The following is a 13,208-nucleotide window of genomic DNA, read 5'->3' as shown; positions in this document are numbered from 1 at the left end:
AAAGGAGCAAGAATCGGCATCCACCCCTTGAGAGGTAGAACGAAGGAATGTGAGGGCATAGACCCAGCGTGACATGGGAGGGTAAACCCCGAGGGTGAATGTGGATATCCAACTGTGCGATCATACCGAATCATCCACAGTTTTGGAATCTGACATCCTAAGCTCTATTCCCGCCTACGCTCTGACTCCAGTCAGTTGCATAGGCTACATTCTCCGCTATTACCGCTCAAGCTGTCAAAGTTGAAATATTGAGAATACGTGAGAAAACAGAAGAAAACATTACTTTATAGTGGGAGGACGGTTATGATTACGATCAGCCTCTGTATGATTGTCCGAAATGAGGAACATACGCTGCATCGCTGTCTCGAATCCGTTCGGGAGGTTGCCGATGAGATCATCATCGTCGATACCGGTTCTACGGACCGTACGAGGGAGATCGCTGCGGGCTTTACTTCTTTGGTGTATGAGTTCACGTGGATTGATGACTTTGCCGCCGCCCGCAATTATTCGTTCGCTCAGGCGACTCAGGAGTACATCATGTGGCTGGATGCCGACGATGTGATCGACGAGCTTGACAGACGCAAGCTTTTGCAGCTAAAAGAGACGCTGGACCCGGCCGTGAACAGCGTGTCGATGAACTATCACTTGATTTACGACGAGGCTGGGACGCCCGCATTCACTCTGCGCCGCAATCGGTTGGTTCGCAGAGAGCGTCAATTCCGCTGGATCGGAGCGGTTCATGAATATTTGGATGTGCACGGGCCATATCTGTATGCCGATATTGCCGTTCGGCACAGGAAAGAAAAGGCCTATACCGACCGCAATCTGCGCATCTACCAGAAGCGGTTCGAGGCCGGGGAGCCGTTTACTCCGAGGGATGTGTATTATTTCGCCAATGAATTAAGAGATCACGGCCGCTATGAGCGGGCTATCGAGCAATATGAACGCTTCTGGGCGGATGGCCAGGGATGGGTGGAGGATCGTATTGCGTCCTGCCTGAAGCTGGCCCATTGTTATGCCCAGATCGGAGAACAGGAGAAACGGGTACAAGCGCTGCTGCGATCCTTCCTGCTTTCGATCCCCCGTCCGGAAGTCAGCTGTCAGTTGGGGGCTTATTTCATGGAGCGGCGTCAGTGGGAGCAGGCCAAGTACTGGTATGAACAGGCGCTCGCACCGGCCAATCAGCAGGACGGAGGGGGTATGGTGGACATGGCTTCCCGGACGTGGCTTCCCCATCTCCAGCTCTGCGTGTGTTTTGACAAGCTGGGCGATTATGAGCAGGCCAGTCTGCATAATGAGAAGGCAGCGGCTTATAAGCCGGATCATCCGAGCGTGCTTTACAATAGAAGCTACTTCGAAAAGCTGCATCAGCAGCAGCTGGCAGAGCGGCCCGGTCACAACATTTGACCGCTTCACCCAGCCCGTCCGGTCAGGGAACTTGTCTGTGAAAGAGCCGCCCGCGGCTCGTTCGTTTATTTGTTCACATACACATAAGGAGTCCGGATCGTAGTAAACGTGCCCTCCAGCATTTCGCTTGAGATGATGTCGGCTTTAAGCAGAGCCGAGATTTTGGCCGGGTCGACCTTGGATACATTTTTCCAGAGCTCGGGGTCGGGCAGCGCTTCGAACAATAAATGATCGTTAAACTGCTTTTTCTCCTGATAAATGATCTTTAACGTGTAGTCGTTAATCTTCACTTCGGCCGAATCGGGGTACATGGACACGATGTCCTTCCGTATCGACTCCAGCTCATCCTCCAGGCGCTTGTGCTGCTCCTTCAGCTCGCAGTAACGGGATAACTTGTTGAAGTCCATCTCTACTCACTCCATCTCCTCGAGATTACGGGGATTGCCGCATGTTACACCATATGCCCGGCCGCAATCGGATAGACTTGAGAGCTGGGGGCGCAGCTCTGCATCTCTCTAATTTCCCCCGGCCGGTAACCGGTCCTGCCAGGCCGGAATAAACGACAAGAATAGAGAGCAGGAGGAATAGCCGTGGGTAAGCATTTGCTAGTGTACGATGTGGACTGGTGGATATTGGGGAAGCAGGCTCGCAGCATCCAGCAGTTTCATCAGGACTTGGACATTGTCTCCTTGGCTGAATTGCTCCAAGGCATCAACCTGCACGGCAGCGAGCATTGGAATACGAAATACGAGGTTATTTCGACCATGTGCCTAGGACTCGCTTCGCATCTGATCAGCCGAGGGGTTCGTGTAGATTCGTCGGCTGCCGTTTCCTATTATTTTTTCTTATCGGACTTCGAGACGTTTCGCGAATGGCAAGATCCGATCCGGGTGAATGAGGCGTTTGTGGATGCCTTTGTACGTCCGCTGCGGCGCATCGCCGCAACCAATCTCCGTCTGACGCAGACTCTCCAGCAGATCGTCCCGGGTACGGAGGTCCGTTATGTCCGTCAATTTGCCGACCCTGACCGGTTCAAGCCGCTGGAGCATATCGTCAAGCAGCAGGACGCCCTTACGATCGGATGGGCGGGAGACAAAGTCAAGCGTTCGAAAAACTACTACACGCTCTACCAGGCGATACGAGAGCATTATCGGGAAGAGCCCGGAATCATCTGGCTGGAAGCTTCCAAACAGCTATCCTACGAGCAAATGCCGGAGTTCTACAATCGGCTGGATCTGCTGCTGGTCACCTCGGCCAATGAGGGCGGCTGCGCACCGGCTTTGGAGGCTTACTCATGCGGTGTTCCGGTTCTCGGGACGCATGTGGGCTATTTGCAGGAAATCGCCCACCCTGCCGGGCATTCGCTGCTGCTGGATACCGATGATCCGGAAGCATTTATTCAGAAGATCGAGGCGTGGAGATCGAGGCGCGGACAGCTTGCCGAATTGGGAGCTTTGTGCAGAAATCATATTGTGAGCCAAGCGTCTGCCGACCTGACGATGGACGATTGGGTCAAGACTTTATTTGATATCGGACCGAGGCGGGAAACGCCTGCTTTACCCGGTTAGAAAGTTTAAGCTCTCTAAAACGATGCGCATGATGGATAACGCCGTGGGCGCAGCCGCTTACGTGCTGCTGAATATCCGATCAAGACCAACTGGCCCCAAGGCAGCGACTACGGCAATGTATATGAAACGCATCGCAGCGTATGGACGCAGGAGGAGCTTGACCGGTCGTGGGGAAGCGGCATTTTCTGGATTATATTCAGCGGGATTTCAGCACGTATCTGTTCAGAGGCAAGCATGGAGGCTGACGATGGAAGAAGGGGATGAGTGATGTTTACTGATATTTCCGTGTTAATTCCCTATATGTCCGATCATGGCGGGCCGCGGGATGCTTCTTTTCATTGGGTATGCCGGTATTACAAGGCTTTGTTCCCGGGGATTGAGCTTTGCGTCGGAGAGCTTGCGGGCGAGGCCTTCAGCCGCTCCCAAGCGATCAATAAAGCCGCACGTCAAGCGACGAGAGATCTGCTTGTTCTGGCCGACAGCGATCTTATCTATGAGCCGGCGCTTTTGTTGAAATCCGCAGCGCTGACGGATAAGTATGGCTGGGTTATTCCGTTCAACCGGATTCTCCGGCTGTCTCAGGCCGAAACCGAGCTGCTGGTCGGCCAAGAGCCCCAGTGGCCGCCGCCTGTTCAGCAGGCTTCGGCGATCGAGGACGCCAGACGGTACGTAGGCGGACTGACAGTTCTGAGCCGAGCCGCCTTCGACGCCGTCCAAGGAATGGATGAAAGATTCATAGGCTGGGGAGCCGAGGACGATGCCTTCGCCTGCTCGCTGGATACGTTAAGCGGCCCGCGGGTCCGGCTGGACGACATCCTGATCCATCTATGGCACCCGTCCTCCTCGCATTCCAATCCGAACTATGGGAACAACTATGCGTTGTTTCTCCGATACTGGGCGGCGCGTGACAGCGCGGAGGCGATGAAGGCGTTGATAGGTGAGCGGCAGCCTGGTTGAAGGAAAAGGAAAAGGAAAAGGAAAAGGAAAAGGAAACAGCCAAAAGGCCCCGAGCCGAGTCGGGAGCCTTTTGGCTATTTATATCGGATATCATCTTTAAGAGTCGCGACTTTATCCAGGGTCTGGGCCATATCGGATTCGTCCGCCCGAAGTGAGCCGCAGCAGCGTGCAGATGACGGACAATCGCATTAATATGCTCGGGCAGCAGGCTCATGCCCCGGCGGACCTCTGCCATGGTCGTCCTCCTCCATTCCTAATTTCGATAGTGTACGGGTGGAGTGTTTCCAACCAAATCCAAAGTATGCGGAAGCCGCCGGCAAAGCCGGCCATTCGCGGACTGTTCGGACAACAGTATTTGTTTGCTTGGCCTATAGAAACAGGTTTTAGCATCTCTTGTCTCTCGTGAGGGGATTGATCGCTGTTCTCCGGCCTGGGATTGCCGCTCACTCTGCGTCGTCCTGCTCCCATGGCAAAGTCAGCCTCAGCTCGCAGTTCCATGGCAGCGCTGCTCCCGACTGTTGACTGCCCTGGCAGTCTAGCAGCTCCAGCGTTCCGCCTAAATGGGCGATCCGCTCGCTCATAGCCGACAGCCCGAAGCCGAACGGAACGCCCAACCGCGGGAGGCCATTGTTGCGAAGCGAGAAATGCACGATGCCGTCCGTCAGAGCCAGCTCGAAATCGAAGGCTGTACTATGTCCGTGACGCAGGCCGTTCGTCAGTCCTTCCTGCAGCGCATGGAAGATGACTTTGTTCCAGAGCGGGGGCAGCTCGGGTAGCGGATGGATACGGTAGCCGATCTGCACTTCGGCATGCCGGGATGTCTGCTCGATAAGCTCCGTCAGGGCGTCCTTCAGCTGCGGCTTGACTGCATCGTCCTTAAGCATGAGAACAACCGTCCGGATCTGCCGGAGTCCCTCCCGGACAAGGGTTTGTGCGCTGGACAGCTTCTCCATCGCGAGCGCCTTGTCTTCCTTGTTCAGCAAACGTTTGGTAGCTTCGATCTGCATGATCGTAGCGGTCAGCGTGTGTCCGACAATGTCGTGAATTTCGTGCGCGATCCGGTTGCGTTCCTCGAGCGCCACAACCTCCTCGAGTGCATTCATCGTTTCATGCATGGATTGCCGCAGCTCCTGATTGCGGTTCTCCAGCTCGGAGGTGCGCTGACGAACCTCGTCTTCAAGCGTATGGGTAAAGGCTGCGACCTTCAGGTGCAGTCTGACCCGAGCCAGCAGCTCCCGTTTGGACACCGGCTTGATCAAATAATCGTTGGCTCCGGTCTCGAAGCCGTCCTCCAGATCCTCAATCAGGCCCTTAGCCGTCAGCAGAAGGATCGGAACATCCGCTTCACTGTAAGATTCACGGATGCGGCGGACCAGCTCGAAGCCGTTCATGCCGGGCATCATCACATCGGCGATGACCAGATCCGGCTTGATGCGCGCATCCGCCAGCCATTGCAAAGCCTCCGATGCGCGGAAGAACCGGACAACCCGGTAAAAGGAGGAGAGGTGGCTTGCAATCACCTCCACATTGATCGGCTCATCGTCTACAACGAGAATCAGCTTGCCTGAATCCGCTCCGCTGTCGCTGCCGTCTCCCTCATCGCTACCGGCAGCAGCCAGGCCGTACCCGGATTCAAGCGGCTCTGCCGCAAATACGTTGGTCCTCGCAGCTGCATGTGTCCAAGAGCCGGACGAGCCGCCAGTGTCAGCGGGATGAGGTTCAGATACGCCGGGCTGATCGTCAGAGATCCCGGCACCCAGATGCTCAGCCGGGCAGACGGGCAGCGTAAGGCGGAATATGCTGCCTTGGCCAACCACGGATTCTACGGACAATTCGCCCCCGTGCAGCCGGGCTAGCTGGCGGCTGATCGTCAGCCCCAGTCCCGCTCCGCCTGCCTTCATCCGGCTTGTATGCTCAGCTTGGCTGAAACGTTCGAACACGAGGGGGAGCTCATTTTCGGGAATGCCGACACCGGTGTCCGTCACGGAGAGAACGATCAGAGCGGGATGGTCCGCCGATTCGCCAGGATGGGCTCCTACATGCACGCCCGCCTCTTCGTCAGCTGCCGTATGCGGGATTTCCGTCCAGGGCAGGGGCGCGGCCGCGGCCGCGGTCTTAACTCCGGTCGCAGCTCCGTTAGTAATTGGTGGCGTGACTCGGTCGATCGCCCCATGTGCGGCTCGGTCCGTGGGTTCATGCGCAGCACTGTCTGTGGCTCTAGGCATAGCATGGTCCGTGGGTTCATGCGCAGCACTGTCTGTGGCTCTAGGCATAGCATGGTCCGTGGGCTCATTCACAGCATTTTCCATAGATCCATCCGTAACGCCGGCCCGAACTCCAGACGTCTGCCGAGCCCCAGCCTCGCGTAAAGTCCCGGTCATAAACACCGAGGCGGACAGCGTTATGCCGCCCCGCTCGGTGAACTTGATCGCGTTGCCGATCAGGTTAAACAGAATTTGCTCCACCCGGTCCTCGTCCGCATACACATAGGGCAGATCGGCAGGCAGACTGCATACCAGAGTCAGCCCCTTCTCCTCCGCTTGCCTTTGCAGCATCTCCGTTACGATCTGAGCGGTTTGTAGGAGGTCGACGGGACGTCTGACGAGCTTCAAATCATGGTAGGTCAGTCTGGACAAATCCAGCAGATCGTTCACGAGCCGGGTCAGCCGCCTTGAGCTTGCAAGTATCAGCCCGATCCGCCGATGTGTCTCCTCTTGAGCGAGAGGCGAACTATCTTTATCCAGCAGCGATTCGGCCATGCCGGCTATGCCATACAAGGGGGTTCGCAGTTCATGGGAAGTGCGGGCCAGAAAATTATCCTTCAGCCGATCCATATCCTGGAGCATCTCGTTCTTCCGGCCGAGCTTCTCGGCGTATTGTCTCGCCTGACGATGGGCCCGGGTCAGACGCCGCAGCAGCACCGCACCCAGACACAGTACGAACAGGAAGATGCCGATGCTGATCTGCATGCCGTTCAGGATAGCGGTCGTTTTGGGCAGGAAGTCTTCCAGCCAGGCGGCATAGCCAAATACATTCATCTGCACATTATGCAGCAGAGCGAACAGGACGAGCAGTACAAGCCCGGCAAAAATCCATAACGTGTCTCCGTCCTTGTTAGTCCTATACGACCGGGCCAACCGCGTAATCACGACAGACATAACGAAGATGACAATACCCGTAAAGCCGTAGACAATCAGCGGATCGTACCAGCTCTCGCTCACCATGGCCCCCGCGATCACCAGACACCCGTAGCCCCAGAGGAGTCGGGCGAATAAAAGCAGCTGCCGCTTCAAATCTCTCGGGTACAGTTCGCTGAGGAACGCGAGCAGCGCTCCTGTGCCGAGCGGCAGCGCTACGTCCTGCATGTAGGCGAATAGCGGAATATCCATAAACCACTGCACGGATAAAGCGCGAACGATGCTTGCGTAAGCGGAGCAGGCGGTCAGCAGCCCGAAATAACCATACACCGGCTCCTTGCGATTCAGCGCAAACATCAGAAAGGCGCTTATCGACATTCCGAGAAAAACGACGGACAGCACGAAGCGGAGCACATCCTGATTCAGCATATTCAGGATGAAGTCCGATGCGCGGCCGATCAGGAACACGCCATTCACCCGATCGGGATCGGATTGATAAGCCCGGATGTACAACGTTTGCCCGAAGTCCTCCGGCTGGAGCGGCTCCAGCCCCCAGTGAATATATTTGTTCACGAAAAGCTGGCGGGGCTCCATGTTGAAGCTATAGATCAGGCGCTGATCCGTCCAGATCTGCACATGCTTCAGCCGGTTCACATACAGACTGGCCTCCGGCACGCGAAGCTTCTCCGGAAGGGTGACGCGCATCCAGAAATAGCCGGTATAGCGCGGCGGAATAAGCGTTGCAGCCTCCTTGCTCATATCTAGCGGGAGCCAGTCGGTGTCGGTAAGCTCCAGACTATGAGCCGCCGGGCTCCCGTTCGTCAACGGGAGATCGCCCAGGTGAAAGCTCCAATCTGCGGTTGTCCGCAGATCGGTCAACCTGTAATCGCCATGCTTGACATGATTATAAGTAACGGCATAGATAAAGCCGATCAGCAGCAGCAGGGCGGGGAGCGCCCCGAATACAATGAACGGCAATCGTTCGCGTAGCGGCTGGGGCTGCGGCGCGGGTATGATCATAGGGGCTCTCCTCTCCGGCAGCGGCTGGTCCATGGCTTCAGCACCCAGGGCTGCGCGGGGATCTTGGCGGCAGCGGAATATATACATACAATTATAAAGCATGCGGGACCTTATGGAAGCCTCCCGGCTCAGGAAGTGACAGGCTGTCATAGCTGTTGTCATGCCGTTGTTAGGGGAGGAGGGAGCCGCCTGTTACGGCTAGTTTCTCTTTTTCACTCACCGGGTAATGGAGGGCGTAACCAATGTTAATCCGGGGAGGAATCGTTTGATGACGAGGAAGAAGATGCCGGTTTCTACGGCTGCAGGGGCATTTCTTTGCGGCGCGCTATTTTTCTCGGGGCTCGGGTATGCCGCATCCACGCATATTGAAGTGAGTTTGGAAAAGCTGTCCTTCTATGTAAAGGGGAAGCATGTAGAGAACGCGGACGGCGCGTATTCGAACAACGGCACGGTTGTGCCCGAGGCCTTCATTTATCAAGGAACGACGTATGTGACGCTTCGTCAGGCTTCCGAGCTGGTCGGCCAGTCTTTGTATTGGGACGGACTGAGCCGGTCCGTGTCCGTCGGGCATCCGACGGTGGTGATGTACAGCGCGAAGGGAGAAGTTGTCGGCCGTGCCGAGCTGATCCCGCAGGAGGACGGGGTGAAGGTGACGCTGGAAGTAGAGGGGCTGGCGCCCGGCACTCACGGCTTCCATATCCATGAGAAGCCGTTCGCCAATATGGATCTGGCCACGGCGGGAGGCCATTTCAACCCGGACGGCAAGCAGCATGGGCATGACAATGCGGCAGGCGCCCATCTGGGAGACCTGCCCAATCTGCAAGTCGGCGCTGACGGAAAGGGACGGGTGGAATACGTGATTCGAGGCGCTTCACTGGATGGAGGCCATTATTCCATACTCGGCCGCTCGCTTATTATTCATGCGGCGGCGGATGACGGAAAAACCGATCCCGCAGGCAACTCCGGGGAACGGATCGCGGGAGGTCTTATCCCCCGGTAGCGAGCAGCCAGCGACCGGTGCAGCTGCAGCTGCACCGGGGTTCTGCCGGACGGGGCTGCGGGAAGCATCGTCCTCCAGAGATGGCGGCCGGACGAGCTTCGCGGCGGTGTCCTGCCAGCCGATGGGGCCAAGGCTCCGAGCGGAGATCGGTCATGCACGGCCTGGAGGCTGTCTTTCCCGCTTAATAGGACAATCCGCAGGATGAAAATTCAGCAAAGTAATGGCGGAACAAGGGAGATCCACCTTGCTCCGCCATTTTGGCATTTTGCCGCTGCCGGCTATTTAAGCATGTACGAAAAACCGTATAGACGCTCTCGGCTGCGGTTGAAAGTAGGGGACTTAGACGAAAAACGTATAAATTGCTCCCGGCTGGCGGTTAAAGTAGGGGAATTGTACGAAAAACCGTATAAACGCTCCCGGCCGGCGGCTAAAGGTAAGGGACTTGTGCGAAAAACCGTACAAACGCTCCCGGCCGGCGGCTAAAGGTAAGGGACTTGTGCGAAAAAACATATAAACGCTCTCGACTGGCGGCTAAAAGTAGGGTACTTGTGCGAAAAACCGTATAAACGCTCCCGGCGGGCGGCTAAAAGTAAGGGACTTGTGCGAAAAACCGTACGAACGCTCCCGATCAAGCCTCCAAAATGGCGGATTTACTTGAAACATCAGCGCGACTACCCAGGCCAGGTCTCCCGAGAGCGGGAGGTCTGACTGGCAGACGAATACCCTGTCTTTCATTAGACGTAGCTTGCCCGATGCATAAGGGACGCGCATCTTCTAGCTTCTGGCGCGGCCGGGGAGGCCAGCTATGCGCTTGGCAGCGCGCACAGCTAGCCGGAGGAATGCTGTCCGTCAGCGGGGAGGAGAGGAAAAGGGGAGGGAATTGGGGAAGGACTGGGCGCGGCGCGGCTTGTTCGTTTTACGGCTTCTCCTGCCGGGGTTCGGCTTCGTCCTTGGATTCGCCGCCAACGAGATCGCGGGCGGACGATTTGAATTCGTGGAGCGTTCGTCCGACCGCGCGGCCAAGCTCCGGCAGCTTGGAGGGGCCGAACAGGATGAGGACAAGCAGGGCGATCATCAGAATGCCGGAGACGCCGATATTTTGCAGCATACGGGATCAGCTCCTTCTCTCTTCTTCATGTAACGGCTGACTAATGGCTGACTAATTCTGGTTATGCGCTTTTGGATAAACGGCTACGGCTTCGATCTCGATCAGCCAGTCCGAACTTACCAAGGCGGGAACGCCGACGGTGGAACGGGCGGTTTTGACCGGATTATCGGCATTATTGAAGAACAGGGCGTAAGCCTCGTTCCAGCCGGCAAAGTCGAATTTATTCTCCTTGGCCGCATCCGGCGCTACGTACACGCGCAGATAGATGACATCCTTGAGCGATAAGCCTTTGTCGGCCAACTGCTTCTCGATGTTCGTCAAAATGCCGGTTGCCTGGGTTTTCGTATCTCCGTATCGCTCATAGACGGTCTTGCCTTCCTTATTCAGAAGAGGCGGTACCGTGCCGCTGGTGAACAAATATGACGCGCCTGCCGGAACAGAGACGCCGCCCGAAATGGACGAGCCGGGGCTTCCGTAAAATTCGACCTCGTGAACGGGCTCGGCCGGGTATTTGCTGGGCATGTCGGCGGCCTCGTCTGCGGCGTAGACATAGGCTCCGATGGAGCTGACCAGCACGGCGGCGGCGACGGACAATTTTAATTTTCTCGTGAACATGGCATTGTCACTCCTTCTGGGGATCGGCTATTCCTTCATGACTCGTTCATGCAGCTCGGTCACGACCTTGCGTGCGGACTCGATGCCTCCGGCCATCCATGCCGTGATGTAGCTCATATGCTCACCGGCCAAATAAATGCGCCCGTCCGGCTGACATAGAATCTGATAATGCGTCTTGCGGTCCTCGGCCGTGTAGGACGCCCAGCCGCCGAGATTGTATTTGATCGTCTTCCAATTGATGGAGAAGGCAGTTTCGAATTCCTTGTACGCTTGAGGATGGACCTTGGCAGTCAGGGCCAAGGCATGGCGTTCGCGCTCCGCGAGCGTCATCTTGCCGAGCTTGTCGGCGGCTGCTCCGAAGTTGTAGTAGGCGAGCAGAATGCCTTTCTTGGCGAAGTATTTGGTCGGAGGATAGTACATGGATGCGAGATCGGTATTGGTCGTCGTACTGCCGCCGTAGATTTGCTCGTCTTCCTCCCAGAAGCGGCGCTTGAACTGCATACCCATCTTGCCTGCAGACGCATAACTGATGCTAGCGATCGCCCGTTTCATCTCGGTGGAGAAGTCGGCCGGGATATCCTTGAGTACGGGCAGCGGAATGGTGCAAATACAGTAATCCCCGCTGATTTCCTTGACGGCGCCCGTATTCGTATCGGTGTATACGACGCGGACGGCGTTCGATCCCTGGCGAATTTCCTTGATCTCGGCGTGATAGACCATACTCCCGGCTACCTGCTTCTCGAAAGCTCGCGCGATCCGGTCCATCCCGCCTACGGGATGAAACATCATCATCTGCTGGTCATAGCCGTATTCGCCGCTGAAATTGTTGCCGAAACCGGAGCGGATGATCGCCTTCATATCGAACGGGTCGCGGATCACGCCTGCATCGAGCTTGCCTCCCGGCTCTTCCTTATAGCCGCCCCGAGAGGAGCCTTTATAGAACAGATCTGCGTTCAGATCGCCTTCGCGTTTCAAATAATCGACCAGCATGCCCTTCTCCTCGGGGGTAAGCGGAAGATCCAAGGAGCCGGCGTTTACCGCTTTGGCCAGCATCTCCGCTACATAACCTCTCATATCGGCTTTCGCTTCCCGTTTGCGGACTTTCCGTCCGGACAGCTCGCCGGCATTTTCATAATAGAAATACCCGCTCTCGTTCACGTTGTTGAACGGCTCCAGCTCCACGCCGAACTTGCGGCAATAGTCCATTGTGACGTGAAACTGCGGAATTCTCATCGGGCCTGCGTTCAGGTACAGATGCTCGGCCTCGTCGAATCGCGCGACCTGCTTTATGCCGCCAAGCTCGGTGATTGTGGTGCCCCGGCGCACGGACCATATGCGGCCCCCGGGCCTTGCCCGGGCTTCCAGCACTGTACAGTCATAACCTGCCTGACCGAGCTCGTAGGCAGCCGTCATCCCGGCAATGCCCCCGCCCAATATCAGAATCTTCTTCCCATTGCGATGAGCCGAGGTCAGATCGCCTTGATTAGGCGGCGTGTAGTCGGCCGCTCGGAGCGTCTCGGGCGACAGGAGGCCAAGCGTGCCCATCAAGCTGAACACGGCGGCGGCCCCTCCGGCCTTTCCGACGGCGGTCAGAAACTGTCTGCGCGTAATTTCCTTGGGTGAATCCTGTGCTTCCATAGGCTACACTCCCTTGTGAATGGATGACGACTCCCTCACAGAATAGCAGAATCCTGAATTTCGTGGTATAAATTGGTTATAAAATCTAACATATTTTTTCTTCGTAGTCCTAATTTCAGATTAGGTCTTGCTTATTATGGAAGGTGATTGTTAATATCAAGGAGAGGTAAGAAAAGGGAAACAATATTTTTTTTCGTTACTGCATATTTACGTTATATTGTTTAACATCAACACGACATGGTGGGAGGCGGTTGTGATGGAGAAAAAGGTCATCAGCATCGGTACTGTGTGTGAATTGACAGGGTTGTCCGAACGACAAATCCGTTACTATGAGGAGCGGAAGTTGGTTTTTCCGGAACGTACGAAGGGAGGCAATCGGAAATATTCATTTGAAGACGTAGAGAAGCTTAAGCATATCTCCCTGCAGATTAGGGACGGGGTAAATACATTCGAGCTTAAGCAGCAATTGCTGAGCGGAGAGCGGGGGCGGATGACGAAGCTTAGAGAAGTTTAAGGATGCCTGAAGCTGCCTATAGCGGCTCTTGCGCGCATGCCGCCGATTGGACGACGGCCGGCAGCCCGCGGTTTATCTGCGGAGGTTGAAAATGCAGCCTCGCCGGACTCCATAGGGCGGTGAAGCCCGCGGCTTGAGAGAGAACCCGCCGCCCCCGGAGGGGTGCGGGCTGAAGCTTGAGGCAAGGAGCAAGACCCTGCCGCTTCCGGCAGGCCAGCGGGTTAAAGCTTGCGGCTCGCAAGGA

Annotated in this window: 10 protein-coding genes; 5 read left to right on the top strand and 5 right to left on the bottom strand. The window is 56.3% G+C overall.

Annotation, left to right across the window (positions count from 1 at the left end; all coding sequences use genetic code 11):
• Window positions 1-303: 303 nt before the first annotated feature.
• Entirely contained in the window at window positions 304-1,407 is a 1,104-nt protein-coding gene (locus BLR08_RS30070; RefSeq protein ID WP_072338220.1) for a tetratricopeptide repeat-containing glycosyltransferase family 2 protein, read from the top strand.
• A 65-nt stretch (window positions 1,408-1,472) separates the two neighbouring features.
• Here the strand turns inward: BLR08_RS30070 and BLR08_RS30065 are convergent, their stop codons facing one another.
• Window positions 1,473-1,814 (bottom strand): hypothetical protein, encoded by a 342-nt coding sequence (locus BLR08_RS30065; RefSeq protein ID WP_072338221.1) that lies wholly within the window; start codon window positions 1,812-1,814, stop codon window positions 1,473-1,475.
• 183 nt (window positions 1,815-1,997) lie between these two features.
• Between BLR08_RS30065 and BLR08_RS30060 the strand changes: the two genes are divergently transcribed.
• The gene (locus BLR08_RS30060; RefSeq protein WP_072338222.1) at window positions 1,998-2,975 is read left to right on the top strand and encodes a glycosyltransferase; all 978 of its coding nucleotides are present in this window, start codon (window positions 1,998-2,000) and stop codon (window positions 2,973-2,975) included.
• A 267-nt stretch (window positions 2,976-3,242) separates the two neighbouring features.
• Window positions 3,243-3,932, top strand: coding sequence for a galactosyltransferase-related protein (locus BLR08_RS30050; protein WP_072338224.1), 690 nt, complete (start codon window positions 3,243-3,245; stop codon window positions 3,930-3,932).
• Window positions 3,933-4,375: 443 nt separating this feature from the next.
• Here the strand turns inward: BLR08_RS30050 and BLR08_RS30045 are convergent, their stop codons facing one another.
• Window positions 4,376-8,089: an ATP-binding protein gene (locus tag BLR08_RS30045; protein ID WP_072338225.1), complete on the bottom strand. Its 3,714-nt coding sequence runs from the start codon at window positions 8,087-8,089 to the stop codon at window positions 4,376-4,378.
• A gap of 268 nt (window positions 8,090-8,357) precedes the next feature.
• Between BLR08_RS30045 and BLR08_RS30040 the strand changes: the two genes are divergently transcribed.
• Entirely contained in the window at window positions 8,358-9,089 is a 732-nt protein-coding gene (locus BLR08_RS30040; RefSeq protein WP_072338226.1) for a superoxide dismutase family protein, read from the top strand.
• Window positions 9,090-10,005: 916 nt separating this feature from the next.
• On the opposite strand, the gene BLR08_RS30030 is transcribed toward BLR08_RS30040, so the two are convergent.
• The 3 genes from BLR08_RS30030 to BLR08_RS30020 are packed head-to-tail and all read right to left on the bottom strand — an operon-like array spanning window position 10,006 to window position 12,450.
• Entirely contained in the window at window positions 10,006-10,197 is a 192-nt protein-coding gene (locus tag BLR08_RS30030) for a twin-arginine translocase TatA/TatE family subunit (protein WP_072338228.1), read from the bottom strand.
• Window positions 10,198-10,248: 51 nt separating this feature from the next.
• Window positions 10,249-10,812, bottom strand: a complete 564-nt coding sequence (locus tag BLR08_RS30025; RefSeq protein ID WP_072338229.1) for a RidA family protein — start codon at window positions 10,810-10,812, stop codon at window positions 10,249-10,251.
• 27 nt (window positions 10,813-10,839) lie between these two features.
• Window positions 10,840-12,450 carry a flavin monoamine oxidase family protein gene (locus BLR08_RS30020; RefSeq protein WP_072338230.1) on the bottom strand — a complete coding sequence of 537 codons (1,611 nt, stop codon included), beginning with the start codon at window positions 12,448-12,450 and terminating at the stop codon, window positions 10,840-10,842.
• 256 nt (window positions 12,451-12,706) lie between these two features.
• Here BLR08_RS30020 and BLR08_RS30015 point away from each other — a divergent pair, with 256 nt between their 5' ends.
• Complete coding sequence (locus BLR08_RS30015; RefSeq protein WP_072338231.1) at window positions 12,707-12,964, top strand: MerR family transcriptional regulator; 258 nt, start codon at window positions 12,707-12,709, stop codon at window positions 12,962-12,964.
• Window positions 12,965-13,208: the final 244 nt, after the last annotated feature.

The sequence above is a fragment of the Paenibacillus sp. cl123 genome, from assembly GCF_900101595.1.
Lineage (GTDB): Bacteria > Bacillota > Bacilli > Paenibacillales > NBRC-103111 > Paenibacillus_G.
The sequence above is the reverse complement of the archived record's forward strand: the minus strand, read 5'-3'. Positions and strand labels throughout refer to the sequence as shown.